Origin of the sequence: Campylobacter sp. P0109 (genome assembly GCF_002138755.1) — a bacterium.
GTDB classification, from domain to species: Bacteria; Campylobacterota; Campylobacteria; order Campylobacterales; family Campylobacteraceae; genus Campylobacter; species Campylobacter devanensis.
Genome location: NZ_MJKK01000002.1, coordinates 36,347 through 50,498 on the forward strand (window position 1 = coordinate 36,347; position 14,152 = coordinate 50,498).

17 protein-coding genes and 2 pseudogenes are annotated in these 14,152 nt (G+C 29.8%); 8 read left to right on the top strand and 11 right to left on the bottom strand.

The window, feature by feature from the left end; all coding sequences use genetic code 11:
* On the top strand, positions 1 to 609 hold a 609-nt coding region (locus CIGNP109_RS02845; protein WP_141081043.1), incomplete at its 5' end, for a BspA family leucine-rich repeat surface protein.
* A 102-nt stretch (positions 610 to 711) separates the two neighbouring features.
* Here the strand turns inward: CIGNP109_RS02845 and dmeF are convergent.
* The gene (dmeF, locus tag CIGNP109_RS02850) at positions 712 to 1,617 is read right to left on the bottom strand and encodes a CDF family Co(II)/Ni(II) efflux transporter DmeF (protein ID WP_086228135.1); all 906 of its coding nucleotides are present in this window, start codon (positions 1,615 to 1,617) and stop codon (positions 712 to 714) included.
* Positions 1,618 to 1,686: 69 nt separating this feature from the next.
* On the opposite strand from dmeF, the gene CIGNP109_RS02855 reads away from it, so the two are divergent.
* On the top strand, positions 1,687 to 1,959 hold the full coding sequence (locus tag CIGNP109_RS02855; RefSeq protein WP_086224842.1) for a metal/formaldehyde-sensitive transcriptional repressor: 273 nt from the start codon (positions 1,687 to 1,689) through the stop codon (positions 1,957 to 1,959).
* A 42-nt stretch (positions 1,960 to 2,001) separates the two neighbouring features.
* Here CIGNP109_RS02855 and CIGNP109_RS08400 read toward each other — a convergent pair.
* Both CIGNP109_RS08400 and CIGNP109_RS02860 read right to left on the bottom strand, forming a co-directional pair.
* Positions 2,002 to 2,220 (bottom strand): annotated as a pseudogene (locus tag CIGNP109_RS08400) (D-amino acid aminotransferase); the annotation flags it as partial.
* 15 nt (positions 2,221 to 2,235) lie between these two features.
* Positions 2,236 to 3,492 carry a PDDEXK-like family protein gene (locus tag CIGNP109_RS02860; protein WP_086228136.1) on the bottom strand — a complete coding sequence of 419 codons (1,257 nt, stop codon included), beginning with the start codon at positions 3,490 to 3,492 and terminating at the stop codon, positions 2,236 to 2,238.
* A gap of 94 nt (positions 3,493 to 3,586) precedes the next feature.
* Here CIGNP109_RS02860 and CIGNP109_RS08405 point away from each other — a divergent pair, with 94 nt between their 5' ends.
* A complete protein-coding gene (locus CIGNP109_RS08405) occupies positions 3,587 to 3,745 on the top strand; it encodes a hypothetical protein (RefSeq protein WP_180380006.1) in 159 nt (52 codons plus the stop codon).
* 123 nt (positions 3,746 to 3,868) lie between these two features.
* Here the strand turns inward: CIGNP109_RS08405 and CIGNP109_RS02865 are convergent, their stop codons facing one another.
* Positions 3,869 to 4,741 (bottom strand): D-amino acid aminotransferase, encoded by an 873-nt coding sequence (locus CIGNP109_RS02865; RefSeq protein WP_086228137.1) that lies wholly within the window; start codon positions 4,739 to 4,741, stop codon positions 3,869 to 3,871.
* Positions 4,742 to 4,834: 93 nt separating this feature from the next.
* Here CIGNP109_RS02865 and CIGNP109_RS02870 point away from each other — a divergent pair, with 93 nt between their 5' ends.
* Positions 4,835 to 5,347 (top strand): hypothetical protein, encoded by a 513-nt coding sequence (locus tag CIGNP109_RS02870; RefSeq protein WP_086224839.1) that lies wholly within the window; start codon positions 4,835 to 4,837, stop codon positions 5,345 to 5,347.
* On the opposite strand, the gene CIGNP109_RS08410 is transcribed toward CIGNP109_RS02870, so the two are convergent.
* The 4 genes from CIGNP109_RS08410 to CIGNP109_RS02885 all read right to left on the bottom strand — a co-directional run bounded on the left by CIGNP109_RS08410 (position 5,333) and on the right by CIGNP109_RS02885 (position 8,098).
* Entirely contained in the window at positions 5,333 to 5,488 is a 156-nt protein-coding gene (locus tag CIGNP109_RS08410; RefSeq protein WP_179186981.1) for a hypothetical protein, read from the bottom strand. The genes CIGNP109_RS02870 and CIGNP109_RS08410 overlap by 15 nt on opposite strands.
* A gap of 350 nt (positions 5,489 to 5,838) precedes the next feature.
* Positions 5,839 to 6,012 carry a YgaP family membrane protein gene (locus CIGNP109_RS02875; protein WP_086224838.1) on the bottom strand — a complete coding sequence of 58 codons (174 nt, stop codon included), beginning with the start codon at positions 6,010 to 6,012 and terminating at the stop codon, positions 5,839 to 5,841.
* Positions 6,013 to 6,032: 20 nt separating this feature from the next.
* Positions 6,033 to 7,382 (bottom strand): NAD(P)/FAD-dependent oxidoreductase, encoded by a 1,350-nt coding sequence (locus CIGNP109_RS02880; protein ID WP_086228138.1) that lies wholly within the window; start codon positions 7,380 to 7,382, stop codon positions 6,033 to 6,035.
* An 80-nt stretch (positions 7,383 to 7,462) separates the two neighbouring features.
* On the bottom strand, positions 7,463 to 8,098 hold the full coding sequence (locus CIGNP109_RS02885; protein ID WP_086224836.1) for a Crp/Fnr family transcriptional regulator: 636 nt from the start codon (positions 8,096 to 8,098) through the stop codon (positions 7,463 to 7,465).
* A 73-nt stretch (positions 8,099 to 8,171) separates the two neighbouring features.
* Here CIGNP109_RS02885 and CIGNP109_RS02890 point away from each other — a divergent pair, with 73 nt between their 5' ends.
* From CIGNP109_RS02890 to CIGNP109_RS08305, 4 genes and pseudogenes are all read left to right on the top strand, one after another.
* A complete protein-coding gene (locus CIGNP109_RS02890) occupies positions 8,172 to 9,113 on the top strand; it encodes a 4Fe-4S dicluster domain-containing protein (RefSeq protein ID WP_086228139.1) in 942 nt (313 codons plus the stop codon).
* Complete coding sequence (locus CIGNP109_RS02895) at positions 9,113 to 9,787, top strand: cytochrome b/b6 domain-containing protein (protein ID WP_086226302.1); 675 nt, start codon at positions 9,113 to 9,115, stop codon at positions 9,785 to 9,787. Before CIGNP109_RS02890 ends, CIGNP109_RS02895 begins: the two co-directional genes overlap by 1 nt.
* Positions 9,784 to 10,713: an SLAC1 anion channel family protein gene (locus CIGNP109_RS02900; protein ID WP_086228140.1), complete on the top strand. Its 930-nt coding sequence runs from the start codon at positions 9,784 to 9,786 to the stop codon at positions 10,711 to 10,713. The genes CIGNP109_RS02895 and CIGNP109_RS02900 overlap by 4 nt, the downstream gene beginning before the upstream one ends.
* 57 nt (positions 10,714 to 10,770) lie before the next feature.
* A pseudogene (locus CIGNP109_RS08305) lies at positions 10,771 to 10,913 on the top strand (signal recognition particle receptor subunit alpha); the annotation flags it as partial.
* 60 nt (positions 10,914 to 10,973) lie between these two features.
* On the opposite strand, the gene CIGNP109_RS02905 reads toward CIGNP109_RS08305, so the two are convergent.
* The 3 genes from CIGNP109_RS02905 to rsmH are packed head-to-tail and all read right to left on the bottom strand — an operon-like array spanning position 10,974 to position 14,124.
* Positions 10,974 to 12,923 carry an FUSC family protein gene (locus tag CIGNP109_RS02905; protein ID WP_086228141.1) on the bottom strand — a complete coding sequence of 650 codons (1,950 nt, stop codon included), beginning with the start codon at positions 12,921 to 12,923 and terminating at the stop codon, positions 10,974 to 10,976.
* Entirely contained in the window at positions 12,923 to 13,204 is a 282-nt protein-coding gene (locus tag CIGNP109_RS02910; RefSeq protein WP_086224831.1) for a hypothetical protein, read from the bottom strand. Before CIGNP109_RS02910 ends, CIGNP109_RS02905 begins: the two co-directional genes overlap by 1 nt.
* The gene (gene rsmH, locus CIGNP109_RS02915; protein ID WP_086226299.1) at positions 13,201 to 14,124 is read right to left on the bottom strand and encodes a 16S rRNA (cytosine(1402)-N(4))-methyltransferase RsmH; all 924 of its coding nucleotides are present in this window, start codon (positions 14,122 to 14,124) and stop codon (positions 13,201 to 13,203) included. Before rsmH ends, CIGNP109_RS02910 begins: the two co-directional genes overlap by 4 nt.
* Between the last annotated feature and the right edge of the window lie 28 nt (positions 14,125 to 14,152).

Consider the following 14,152-nt stretch of genomic DNA (forward strand, 5'->3'; position numbering starts at 1 on the left):
AATTTCAATCAACCACTTAATAACTGGAATGTAGGCAGCGTAACTGGTATGCATTGGATGTTTAGAGATTGCTATAATTTCAATCAACCACTTGATAGCTGGAAAGATAAACTATCTCAAAAGTTGATTGATCAACTACCACTAATATGTTTTGTAGAGAGAAAAATAGTAAATAATAAAACACGATATTATCCAAAAACAAAAGATGAATTAAGAAGTTTGGTAAGAGCAGAAAGTTTAAATTTAGGCGATATAGATACTAGCGCTATAACTGATATGAGTGAGTTGTTTGCTTGGTGGTGGCGTAAAGATTTTAGTGGTATAGAGAGCTGGGATGTAAGCAGCGTAACTGATATGAGTGGAATGTTTAGAAATTGCAAAAATTTCAACCAACCACTTGATAGCTGGGATGTAAGCAATGTAACTAATATGAATAGTATGTTTAACTGTTGCAAAAATTTCAATCAACCGCTTAATAGCTGGGATGTAAGCAGTGTAACTAAAATGAGTGGGATATTTGATGATTGCAAAATCAATGATGAGAATAAGCCTAAATTTACTAATATGTATGATTTGATGGAAAAAGATGATGATGAGATACCATTTTAAAGCTACTTGCTTTGGTCTAATTATTAAAGCTTAGCAAGCACTAGTAAATAATATAATAGCTGAAATTTTATTCATATTTTCTTCTTGTTATTAAAATTTAATTTAATATTTTTTTGGATATATTTCCACTATTATATGAACTAGTTCTTCGTGCTTTGATAGCTCTTTTTTGATAAGATTTATATCAATTGGATCAATGGAATTTAGAGAGATTATACAAGTATATTTGTCATTTGCTACTTTTAGAAGGTGTAGATCTTTGATTTCTATATCACTTCTAAATAGGCGTAAAATATCTACCACTTCGCTAACTATTGGCTCATTCATATTAGCATCAAGAAGTATTTTGCCCGATTGTCTTAATAGCCCTATAGCCCACACTAATACCAAAATAGCACCAATAATCCCCATAAGTGGATCTAAAAAATCAGCTCCAAAAAGCAGCCCAAATCCCAAAGCCACAATAGCCAAAATAGAAGTAAGCGCATCAGTAAGGACATGTATATAAGCAGCTTTTAAATTCAAATCATCGTGATGATGGTTATGATGATGATCGTGGCTAGACCTTAATAGCCAAGCACAGATTAAATTCACCATAAGTCCGATAATAGCTATCAAAATCGCCTCTTTATATGCTATGGATTCTGGATTTATAAACTTTAAAATAGAGTGATAAATCATCAAAAACGCAATCACTAAAAGCGACAAGGCACTAGTGTAACTAGCTAGAATTTCCATCTTATAAGTACCAAAACTAAATCTAGCATCGCTTTTATATCTATTTGACATAATATAAGCAAAATACGCTAGTCCAAGTGCTAATGCGTGAGAGCTCATATGCCAACCATCGGCTAGTAACGCCATAGAGTTAAAGTATATACCGCCTATAATTTCAGCTATCATCATAGATATTGTGATTATCATCGCATATAGCGTGTTTTTCTTGGCGGTAAGATTAGCTGAGTGAAAATTGTGATTATATGAAAAATTTAAAATATTATTACTCATATTAAACCCTTTTTAAAAATATTATGATACTATACCCCAGTATAACTTATAAAAAGATAAAGGAAAATTATGGCTCACATAGTAGCAAATAAAGATAAGCTTCTTTTGCGTATTAAAAAGATAAAAGGGCAAATTTCAGCTTTAGAAAAGGCCTTAGAAGATGAGAAAGATTGCTTTAAAGTACTTCAGCAAATTAGTGCCGCAAGAGGCGCTATCACATCTTTGATGGCAGAAGTCTTGGATGGGCATATCAAAGAGCATCTTGGAAATAGCGTTAGCCAAGAGCAAAGAGAACAAGAGATAGCAAATTTAACTTCGCTTTTAAAGAGTTTTTTTAAATAATTATTAAAGGGTAAAATAGTCTATTTCACCCTTTAAATTCTCTTATATCATTTTAGCTTGGGCTTTTAAAATCTCTTTATATAGCTCTCTAAGTTTAGTTGTATATTCTCCGATTTTGCCGCCATTTATGGTCTTGCCATCGGCTTTAATGACTGGCAATAATATTATAGTAGCAGCACTTATGAAGCACTCATCTGCGTTATAGACTTCATCCATGCTAAATTTACGCTCTTGTATTTGTAAGCCAATTTGCTTGGCTAAAGAGTATTTTTTAATCTATTGTTCTATAAGTTTTTTGTTTAATTTTTCTAAGACATCTTTTAACTTTTCCAAATCATAACGGATTTCACTAATAAATTTTTCTTCATTGCTTAAATAATCCAAAATCAAATCATCAGCATTGCTAAATTTTTCATAATAACATGCCCACCATTTGGTTTTGTTCCAACTTTTACAATAATCACTTTCTTTTACAATATCTTGAAAACAATCATTATTTAATTCATCCATTTCTTCATTACTGCGTACTAGACCAAAAAATATATTATTATATTTATTTTGTGATTCTATGCAATAATAAATATAATTGCCATCGTGGTTTTTTTCATTATATCCGTTTAATTTTGCAGAAAAAAATGTAGTATTCTTTGTTATTTCTGTTATTTCGTGAAATTTTATTTCCCATTCTTTTAGTTTTTCATCTGTCTTTTTTCTTTCTTCTAAAGTTTTACAAACTTTGCTAAACAATTCATTTAATAAATTTATTTTTGCGCTTTCAAAATTATCGTATATTGCAGAACAAAGCTCATAATTTTTTTTAATTTGCTCTTTTACTTTTTCATTTTCCATTTTCTCTCCTTTATTTATTAGATTTTTTACTGCTTTTTCGTATTGCGTGATTATTGCATTTAAATCAGTTAAATTAACAATTTCAATTTTTACTTTATTTAGCCACTCTAAAATATGATTACAATATATAGGTTTGTAGCGAATTTTATCATTATCTTTTTCTAAAAAGCCATCTTTGACTTTAAAGCCATTTAAGCTTTTTTGGCTCGGTGTTTTATCAAAATTAGGCGTAAGATATAAAACTAGAATTCCATCGTTATCTAATGATGAATTTTCTTTTTTAATAGTTTCTATATACCTATATATTTGCTTATCTTGGTCTTTGGCATCCCAAATTTTATTTTCTATTATTATGTGCTTATCTCCGTCTGTGATATAAATATCGATGTTTTCATACTCTCTATACACTTGCGAGTTTAAGGTATCAAGCCCAAAATCATCTATACCACACACTTCTATAAATTTATTTAAAAACAAATCACCTTGATAATGTAAGCCCTTAGGGTCAAGTAAAGAGGCTATAAATTTTGAGTGTTTTACTTCTTTTGTTTCAAGCACATCAAAAACATTATAATCATGAATTCCACGAGCCCTACGCTCTTTTACCTTGTTTTCATATTCTTTATAAGCCTTTTCAAACTCATCAAAAAACTCTTGATATTGTTCTTGTGTGAATTCAGCCATTTTAACTCCTAAAAAAAGATTTGTAATTTTACCATAATTTTAAAAAAATATAGCGACCAAAAGCGTTCGTATTTTTGCGTTAGAATTCCAAAAAATGATAAAAAATGAGAAATACTCACCAAAAATAAAAGATGAGCTAATAGAGCTTGTAAATAATATAAATTTGATTTTAAGCTATATAAATACTAGCAGTGTAACTGATATGAGTGGTATGTTTTATGGTTACAAAATCAATGATGAGATACCATTTTAAAGCTACTTGCTTTGGTCTATTTATTAAAGCTTAGCAAACGCTATAGTATTAGCTTTGCTAGGCTTGGTCGATTTAAATCTTTATCATATCTTTATAATGAGAAATTGGCAATTGTGCCATTTATCAACTTATATTAGCCTCTAGTTTTAAAGCCCTTTTATAAAGCTCTCTAAGTTTAATTGTATATTCTCCGATTTTGCCGCCATTTATCGCCTTACCATCGGCTTTAATGACTGGCAAAAGGATTATAGTCGCAGCACTTATGAAGCACTCATCTGCGTTATAGACTTCATCCATGCTAAATTTACGCTCTTGTATTTGTAAGCCAATTTGCTTAGCTAAGTTTAATAGTCTATTGCGTCTAATTCCAGGTAGAATCTCATTAGATAGTGGTTTGGTGATGAGAGTGCCATCTTTTATGATAAAAGCACTGCTACTACCAGCCTCAGTTACATAGCCATCTTCAACCATAAAGCACTCATCGGCTCCAGCTATCGTAGCTTGATTTTTGGCGTAGCATTGACCTAATAAGGATATGGACTTGATATCTCGTCGCTTCCACCTTATATCAGGTGTTGAGATGATGGTAATACCGCTTTTTGCTGCTGGATGCTCTAGCACACTATCACTAAAAGCAAAGGCCATAATCGTTGGTTTAACTCCCTTTACAAAGCTAAAATCTCTTGGGGCTACACCACGGGTGATTTGGATATATAAGCCACCTTCTTTAAGTGAGTTTATCTCTATTAGATTGTTTAATATACTCTCAAATTCATCATTTGTATAGGGTAAATTTAAGCTAATCTCATTTAAGCTTCTTTGAAATCTATCCCAAAATCCATCTTTTTCTACTATAATTGAGTTTATCACTGGCACAACCTCATAAATCCCATCCCCAAATATAAATCCACGATCAAATATGCTTATTTTCGCACTATCTTTATCCATAAATTCACCATTTAAAAAGACCTTTTGCATAGATATCAATGCCGCCATTTTGACTCCTTTTTTAAATTTGGGCTATTTTATCAGATTTTGACTAATTTTTAGATATAATAGCCTACCAAAAATTATTTAAAAAGTATGAAAATGATAGAGAAAATTAAACAATTTATGTTTAAAAATTTATTTGTAGTGTCTAAGCAACCGGTGCTTTTTCGTGATCTTTTAGAGGCGAATTGTCTGTATAATGAGGGCATGCTAATTGATCCTGCTAAGTTAAATTTCCGTTATAGAAATCGCAGATTTTATGCTATTTATGCTCTTCTTTGCTTTATTGTTTTGACGCTTTTTGTCTGGATACTTCATATTTTGTTTAGCAAATTTGAAGCTGATTTGCATATATCTGTTATTATTACAGTGATTTTAACTGCTTGCGTGTTTATCGGGTTTGATTATTTTAGAGTTTGGACTAGGAGACTCATTAGCCTTGAGCTGATTCGTGCGGCTTGGAGGGTTCATTTTCCATATTTTCCATATGAGAAATACTCTCAAAAAATTGAGATAATCTACAATGAGGCTATAAAGCTTGAAATTCCACGCAAAGATTTAGAAAAATATGTCTTAGATAGATTAGTTCATGGCATATCATCTGATAAGTAGATCGCTTTGAGCAATTATCCTATCTTGTCTTTTGGCAATCTCTAAGAGTAGAAATTTAATCTTTATATCTTGACTTAAAATTCTATCTTCCATATTATCATAAAAATAGTATGGGAGTTTATTTACTCTTTTTTCTATCATTTCAAATCTAGTTGAGATTATGTTTATATCTGAATTTAGCGCATCTTTGGTAGTAATTAGTTTATTTGATTGTTTGAGTGAATCGGTATAAACTTTAAGATTACTAAGTAGCGAGCTAATATCATGAAGATTTTTATAGATTTATAGATATCTTTTAAAATTGCAAAAATTCCAAGTATAATATATAATAAGAAGTAGTAAATTTTAATTTTTGTGAGTGTGTTCCAGTTACAACTGCTGAAGTAGCTTATGTTAGCGTAGATGAAAAAGGTAATAAAAAATTAATAGATAAAGATTTAAAAAGATTACATGGATTTTAAGAGTATTATGCCTCGTTTGAGGCATAATAGCTATTTTTTACAACTTTTTTTGCCTATTAGTGAGTATAATGGGCAATATCCATATACTGCAGTAAGCAAAGGAACAAGTCCGATTAACCACCACCAGCATTGGCATACAAATCCAAATACAAAAAATATTATAGCTGCTATTATTAGTCTTATAGTTTTATCTAAGTTACTCATATTATATCCTTTTTTTATTTTTAAGCTTTAGCATGTATCATGGCTTGCATAACCATAGGCTTCATTAAATATACCTTAACAGCCCAGTTTAGCCAACTTTCTCTTGTAGAACCCATACATTCTAATGTCGGTGCAGCTCCTTTATAATTAAACTCAACCATAACAGCCTTACCATATCTAGTAAGTAGCGGACAAGCTGTATAGCCATCGAATTTAGCCTCTAAAGGTTTATTTTTTAAGTGAGATAATATATTTGCACCTACAACTGGATATTGTTTGCGTATACTTGCTCCTGTTTTGCCTTTTGGTACTCCAGCGCAATCTCCTAGTGCAAATATATTTGGATATTTTTTGTGTTGTAATGTATATTGATCAACATCAACCCAATTGCCAGCTACATCGCCTTTGCTTGTGTTTAAACCAGCTTGAGTTATAAAATCAGCACTTTTCATTCTAGGCACTACAAATAGATAATCATATGGTATTTCTACTCTCTCTTTTGCTATTTTTTGTATTGAGTCTTGAGTATAAGGCATTAGTTTGTCAAATTTAGCTATTTGATTTATGGTATCAACTTCTACTAAAAGGTGGCGTGTTTTATACTCCATATCTCTTTGTATATACATTTGTTCAATCATCTTAGCGTGTAATGGGCTTGAGAGCATATTTGCACTACCTGTACATAGTATAGTTTTTAAAGATTTTTGGTTATTTTTTTGACCTAAATCATTTAATAGCATATTTACCTTTTTATTTGCTCCACCGCATTTTGATGGTGTATTTGGCTCGGCAAATAGAGCATTACCACCATTTTTAACCAATTCTTGAATAAATTTATTTGATTTTGTTGCTCCATTTGGAGTATATATACTAGTAATTTTAGAGTTAGGATCTTCTATAATATCAGCATTTAAACCTTTTACACTTTGAAAATCATAATACACCCCAGTAGAGATTATTAAATAATCATATTTATAGATATTGCCATCATTTGTTGTAAGTGAATTATTGTTTGGATCTACACTTTGTACATTTTGTTTTACCCATTTTACTTTTTCATTTATTAGATCTGCTTTATCATATTTTGTATCTTTGGTAGTATAAACACCAGCAGCAATTAATGTAAATCCAGGCTCATAATGCATTGTTTGATTTGCATCATATAAGGTAACATTTGCTTTTGGCATTATATCTATTAGATGAGCACTCATTGTGATACCGCCAAGTCCAGCTCCTATGATAGCTATATTTGGAGATAAATCACTTGCAGCTTTGGCTTGTGTAGGTATAGTAACAGAAGTAGCTGCTAAGGCAGAACCTAAGGTAAATATTTTTAGAGCGTCTCTGCGGGATTTTTGAATTTCGTTCATAATATATCCTTTATTAGGAAAATAGATATTATGATTATATATAGATTTTCTATTTTTATCAGTGATAAAGTCACAAAAGATTATAAATTTAAAATAATTATTTTCCCACGCTCTAATTTTATTAGATTCTCTTTTTCTATATCTTTTAAAATTCTTGATACCACCTCTCTTGCAGTACCTAAATGGCTAGCAAGTATTTCGTGGGTAATTTGAATTTGATTATTTGTAGCATTTTGTTTAAGAAAATCAATAATCCTTTGTGTAATTGGCGTAAATAGAGCTTGTGTCATAACTTTAATAGCGCTAGCTAATCTTATGGATAAAAGCTCTACTACAAAAGATGCTATTGATGGGTATTTATCTTTTAATACTGAAAAGTAACTAGAGTGTAATAATAGTATTTTTGTATCTTTATTGGCTTGTAAATTTAATTCAAGTTGCAAATTATCAGTCATACAATTAGCACAAAGAATGCATTCATCTCCAGAGTTAAGATTAAATACTGTTATCTCTTTTCCTGTTGTAGATATTGCATATGCTCTTAAATTCCCTTTTAATACATATATAAAACCTTGACAGCTATTTTTATCGACTATTACATCATCACCTTTTTTAAATTCCATTATTTTAACATTTGAACTAACAGTATCTAAATCTTCTTTAGACAAATTAAATTTTTTAAATTTATCTATAAATTGCTCTATATCTTTTTTCATTTGGTAACTTTATCACTGAAAATTTGCATTATTTTATCTATAATTCCTTAAAAATATATAAGGATATAAGAAGATGAATAGGCGTAATTTTTTAAAATTTACCCTTATGACTAGTGCTACACCACTTTTAGCTGATCAAGAAATATCAAGGCAGAATTCTCAGATGATGAGTATAATAGATCTTGATTTATGCGATGGGTGCGAAGGTTTTGAAGTACCAAAATGTATAAGTGCTTGCAAAACACATAATAAAGATAAATTCCCAGATCCTAAAAAGCCTATAATGAATTATTGGCCTCAAAAAAAATATGAAGATTATAGTGATAAAAAAGATATTATAGATAGATTAACCCCATATAATTGGACATATGTTCAAAAGATAGAGATAAATGGTAAAAAGATAAATATACCAAGACGCTGTATGCATTGCGATAACCCTCCATGCCAAAAATTATGCCCTTTTGGCGTTATAAGCAAAGATAAATATGGAGCTGTAGATATTGATAAGGATTTTTGTTTTGGCGGTGCTAAATGTAGAGATGCTTGTCCGTGGCAGATACCGCAGCGTCAAGCTGGTGTTGGATTATATTTAAATATAGCGCCAAAATTAGCAGGTGGCGGTGTAATGTATAAATGCGATATGTGTAAAGATCTGCTAAATAAAGGCGATAAGCCAGCATGTCAAAATCAATGTCCAAAAAAAGCTATAAAATTTGCTCCAAAAAATGAGATAATGAGTATAGTAAATAAAGAAAACAGGCATATATATGGATTAAAAGAAAATGGTGGAACATCTACAATATACTTAAGTAGTGTAGATTTTGAATCTATAAATGAAGCAATAACAAAAAAATATGAAAATTTAACAAATAAAATAGGCAGACCTCATATGGCTAGAGTAGATAGTCCATTACAAAAGAGCGAAAATTTAGCTATGGCTGCAATGATTACTCCACTAGCTGCAATAGGTGCTGCAACTATATCTGCTATAAAATGTAATAAAAAGGATAAATAATGAAAATATATAGACAGAGTTTGCAAAATCGTATCATACATTGGGGAGTTGCTATATCTACTTTTGGACTTATTTTAACTGGTATATTTCAAATGCCAGTGGCTAAAAGATATGGCGTAGCAAATATATGGGAATGGAGTGGCGAGTATTTTGAAGGTCTAGTATTGCATTATATCTTTGCTATAGGGCTTATATTTTTTGGAGTTTATCATATAGTTTATCATAGTTTAAAAAAAGAGTTTGATATCATACCTAAAAAAGGCGATATAAAAAATAGTTATTTAGTTATAAAATCTATGATAACAAAAGATCAAGAACCACCAAACCAAAAATATCTACCAGAACAACGCTTAGCATATATAGCAATTGCTTTTACGCTTTTTATACTAGTATTTACAGGATTAATAAAAACATATAAGAATTTATTAGGATTTGATATAGCAAATTGGGCATATTTTTGGGCGGCACAATTGCATAATTTGGGTATGATACTTATCATAATATTAATTATTGCCCATTTAGCAGCCTTTATACCTAAAATTAATCGCTTTTTGCTTATATCAATGTTTAGTGGCAAGGTAGATGCAAAATATACATTAAAGCGTCATCAATTGTGGAAAGAGGGTATAAAAGAGGCTAATAAAATATTAAAAAATGGCAAGGATAAAAAATGAGTAGAATAAGCAATTTTCCTATTATGTTTTTTGCCATTATAATGGGATTTGGCGGGTTTAGTATGGCTATAAAAAAAGTCAGTGTAGTGTTTGAAATTAATAGTTTATATTTTGATATATTTAAAATTATTACATCTGCTATTTTTTTATTGGTTGTATTATTATATGCTATTAAAATATTTATAAATATAGATGAGGTAAAAAGTGAATTTAATCATCAAATAAGATTAAATTTCTTTGGTGCGATACCTATATCTTTTTTAATTTTAGCCAATCTATGGCAAAAAAGTATTGTATATGAGTGGTTATTTTATAGTGGTTTAATATTGCAAACCTATATAACTTTTAGGGTTATTGCATTTTGGATTAATAAGAATTTAGAGATCAAGCACTCCAATCCAGCTTGGTTTATACCAGTAGTAGGTAATTTAATAGTTGTTATATCATCAGATAAAAACTATGAATGGTTATGGTATTATTTTAGCATAGGGGTATTTTTTTGGATTATTTTATTTTCTATAATGTTTTATAGAATATTATTTCATGAGCAGCTAGCGCAAAAATTTATGCCTACACTATTTATTATGATAGCTCCTCCAGCTGTTGGGTTTTTGGGATATTATAAGCTTGTAGGATTTGATGTTGCTGCTAATATTATGCTTAATCTTACTATATTTTTTAGTTTTATGGTGATTTATATGTATAAAAATTTTTTAAAACTTAAATTTTTCTTATCATGGTGGGCGTTTATTTTTCCTAGTGCTGCAGCTTCTATAGCGATTTTAGAGGGTTATAATATTAATAACAACATAGCTTTTCTCTATATAGGAATGACTGTTTTTATCTTGCTTTGTGTGATGGTTATATATGTATCTTATCATACTGTAAAAAATATTATAGCAAAAAATATATGCGTAATGGAATGATTAAAGAATTTTAAAGTATAATTAGCACTTTTTAATCAAAATTTCAAAAGGTATATAGTGTTTGAACTTATTGGCCAATCATTAAAATCAGCTGTAAATAAACTTAAATTTGTTGATGATGAAAAGGCTTTAAAAACGCATTAGAAACACTTAAAAAGTCGCTTTTAAAGGCTGATGTCTATCACAAGGTAACAAAAGAGCACGAAGTCTCACGCAAAGATTTAGAAAAATATGTCTTAGATAGATTGGTTCATGGTATATCATCTGATAAGTAGATCGCTTTGGGATATTATCTTATCTTGTTTTTTAGCTATCTCTAAGAGTAAAAATCTTATTTTGCTATCTTGACTTAAAATTCTATCTTCCATATTATCATAAAAATAGTATGGGAGTTTATTGACTCTTTTTTCTATCATTTCAAATCTAGTTGAGATTATGTTTATATCTGAATTTAGCGCATCTTTGGTAGTAATTAGTTTATTTGATTGTTTGAGTGAATCGGTATAAACTTTAAGATTACTAAGTAGCGAGCTAATATCATGAAGATTTTTATAAATTTCAAGATATCGCTTTAACTCTTTGTTTCTATCGCTTTGGGTAATTGTGTTGTGATAATTGGTAAGGCTATTTGATATCGCATTTTGCTCTATTGAAAATCTGCCTTGGATAACGCTATTACTAAGATTTTTAAATTTAGGTAAAAGATTGATATAGGTACTACTAAGCTTGATCTCATTAGTATGGCGAAATAGTATAAATGCTGCGACAAATGATAGGATAAATCCAATTAAAATATCGATAATTCTAATATATACTACGCTTATTGCATTACCTAAAATAAGAGAATATACCATAGTAAATGCACACATAAAAGCTGCCATAGCATAGGCTGGTGGAAAATTTTTAAAATAAAAGGCTAGAAAAATACAAACTACACAAAATAGAGCAAATAGATTCTCATTTACTACTATATGAATTAAAACAAATGCTAATGTAATGCCAATTAATGCACCTTTTATATTGGCAATTCCAGTAATTTTAGTCATATATGAGCTATCTTTGCTCATGCTTATTACACCAATTGCGATCCAAACTCCATTATGTACATCACCAAAACTAGCGATGATAATAGCAATGCTTACACCAATAGCTAGACGTAAGGAGTTTTGTACTATTGGATTATGTAAAGTTATATCTTTTATTGCCTTTTTTAGACTCTTTTTTTCTTTAAATTCAAGAGCAATTTTATCTTCACCGCCATCTTTTATTAGTTCAAATTTGGAGTATAAAACCTCTAAAGATGCCTTAAAAATCTCATAATCACTTTGCCTGGCTAATTTAAGGGCATCTATTTTTAATATGCTATTTTTATCTATAAATATATTTTTTAATTGAATTAAATTGTTTGTAATTTCGCTATTTAGAGCATTTAATAAATTTGGATTTTTTATAGATTTAAAATACCTTTGCATAGCAACAAGTAGATGATAAATATCTTCTAATTTATATAGATAAAAAATTGCCCGTGAGTGGTGAATGATTAGGCGAGCATCTTTTATAGTGGAGCTTTTATGGGTAAATACTTTTTTAATTTCGTTGATATGCTCATCGCATTGTTTAGCTAAATTTAAAAATTCCTTATCACTAATATTTTGGCTCATATTAATTAAATCATCAAGCACCATTGTGCAAGATTTTTTAGTAAATTTACCATATGTGCCAAAGCGTGTAAGCCTAAAAGCAATAGCAATTATACTCCCAGCTATAAAGCTTTCTAAAGAGTTTGCAAGATTCCAGCTAGATTGGTTTGAAGCAATGATAGTAAGAAGCCCAGTAGCATTTACAATTGTAAGTATTTTATTTAAATTTTGATTAAAAAGAGTGCTAAATCCTACAAACATCATCCAAATTAGCGTAAAAAAGCAAAATAGCCAGCTAAATTTAAAAATAGTACTTACAAATAAAATTGCAAAAATTCCAAGTATAATATATAATAAGAAGTAGTAAATTTTAATTTTTGTGCTACCATCAAGAGAAGCTAAGAAAAATATTATCATAGATGAATTTGCAGCATATACCATTCCTAAAAATCCACCAAAAAAATTCCCCGCAAAGCCGCAGATTAAGATTGATATAGTTGCCTTAATTGAGTAATTTAGCGCAAACCACGATGGGTCGTAGTGGTTTAGAAATTTAACCACTTTTTGCATTAGTCGCTCATATTATCTATAATTTGATTTTTATATCTTATAAATTCCAAATCTCTTTTTAGTAGTTTATGTTCTTCTTTTAGTACATTTAGCTTGCTTTTTAGTTCGGCAATATCTTTGCTAGTATAGTAAATTTCATTACTAAAATATACTTTTGGTAGAGTAATTATAAGAATAATAAATAAAATTATATATCCAATAATTAATCTCTTAAAGCTTAAATTCTCTTCATTTTTAACTCTACGAGTGTTGCTTTGGAGTAGGTTTTCTTTATCAGTCATCTTTGCCTCTTGATATCAAAGATTCTCATTTTTGAACATGCTGACCTTGAGTTTGCTTTTATCTCTTGAGCGCTTGGCGTGATTGGCTTTTTGGTGATAATTTTGCCAATAGAATGGTTATTGCCACACTCGCAGCGCATAGCCTCAGATGGACATATACAACTTGATTGCCAAGATTTAAATTTATCTTTTATTATTCTATCTTCAAGTGAGTGAAAGCTTATTATTGCTACTCTTGCGTGATTTATGGCTGAGTTTTGGATCGAATTTAATAACTCTTTTAGCACATCTAGTTCTTTATTTACCTCTATTCTAATTGCTTGAAATGCTAAAGTAGCTATACTTACAGATCGATTTTGTAAATTTGAATTGCCAATGATTTGGACTAGTTCTTTAGCTGAGCTTATTTCTTTATTTTGCCTAGCAATGATAATTTTATTAGCTATACTCTTAGCATTTGGTAGCTCGCCATATTCATAAAATATCTTTTCAAGTTGAGATTGACTATAATTATTTACTATAGTTTTTGCATCAAGCTGATTTGAGCTATCCATTCTCATATCAAGAATATCGCTTTTAAGGGCAAATCCACGTTCATTTAAATCTAATTGAAGTGAGCTAACGCCGATATCAGCTAGAATAGCTCTTATATTTTCTTGTGGAATTTTTTGTAAAATTTGGCTAAAGTTGCTTTTGTAGATTTGAATTCTATCTGTGTAATTTTTAAATTTATTCGTGCAATAAGAGATCGCCATATCATCTTGGTCACAGGCTATTATTTTGATATTTGGCAATGTATCAAGCAAAGCCTTTGAGTGACCACCATAGCCTAGTGTACAATCTAATATAACACCATCATTAATATCTCTAAAAGCTTCAACAACTTCGTTAAGTAAAACAGGAATATGGATAGAATTCAAAAGTTTGCCTTTAATAAATTTAGCAAAA

Coding starts and splice junctions, on each gene's coding strand:
- CIGNP109_RS02910 (WP_086224831.1), bottom strand. CDS start 13,204: ATGACTGATAAAGAAAACCTACTCCAAAGCAACACTCGTAGAGTTAAA.
- CIGNP109_RS02880 (WP_086228138.1), bottom strand. CDS start 7,382: ATGAACGAAATTCAAAAATCCCGCAGAGACGCTCTAAAAATATTTACC.
- dmeF (WP_086228135.1), bottom strand. CDS start 1,617: ATGAGTAATAATATTTTAAATTTTTCATATAATCACAATTTTCACTCA.
- CIGNP109_RS08405 (WP_180380006.1), top strand. CDS start 3,587: ATGATAAAAAATGAGAAATACTCACCAAAAATAAAAGATGAGCTAATA.
- CIGNP109_RS02885 (WP_086224836.1), bottom strand. CDS start 8,098: ATGAAAAAAGATATAGAGCAATTTATAGATAAATTTAAAAAATTTAAT.
- CIGNP109_RS02890 (WP_086228139.1), top strand. CDS start 8,172: ATGAATAGGCGTAATTTTTTAAAATTTACCCTTATGACTAGTGCTACA.
- CIGNP109_RS02870 (WP_086224839.1), top strand. CDS start 4,835: ATGATAGAGAAAATTAAACAATTTATGTTTAAAAATTTATTTGTAGTG.
- CIGNP109_RS02865 (WP_086228137.1), bottom strand. CDS start 4,741: ATGGCGGCATTGATATCTATGCAAAAGGTCTTTTTAAATGGTGAATTT.
- CIGNP109_RS02895 (WP_086226302.1), top strand. CDS start 9,113: ATGAAAATATATAGACAGAGTTTGCAAAATCGTATCATACATTGGGGA.
- CIGNP109_RS02905 (WP_086228141.1), bottom strand. CDS start 12,923: ATGCAAAAAGTGGTTAAATTTCTAAACCACTACGACCCATCGTGGTTT.
- CIGNP109_RS02860 (WP_086228136.1), bottom strand. CDS start 3,492: ATGGCTGAATTCACACAAGAACAATATCAAGAGTTTTTTGATGAGTTT.
- CIGNP109_RS02855 (WP_086224842.1), top strand. CDS start 1,687: ATGGCTCACATAGTAGCAAATAAAGATAAGCTTCTTTTGCGTATTAAA.
- CIGNP109_RS02875 (WP_086224838.1), bottom strand. CDS start 6,012: ATGAGTAACTTAGATAAAACTATAAGACTAATAATAGCAGCTATAATA.
- CIGNP109_RS08410 (WP_179186981.1), bottom strand. CDS start 5,488: ATGATAGAAAAAAGAGTAAATAAACTCCCATACTATTTTTATGATAAT.
- CIGNP109_RS02900 (WP_086228140.1), top strand. CDS start 9,784: ATGAGTAGAATAAGCAATTTTCCTATTATGTTTTTTGCCATTATAATG.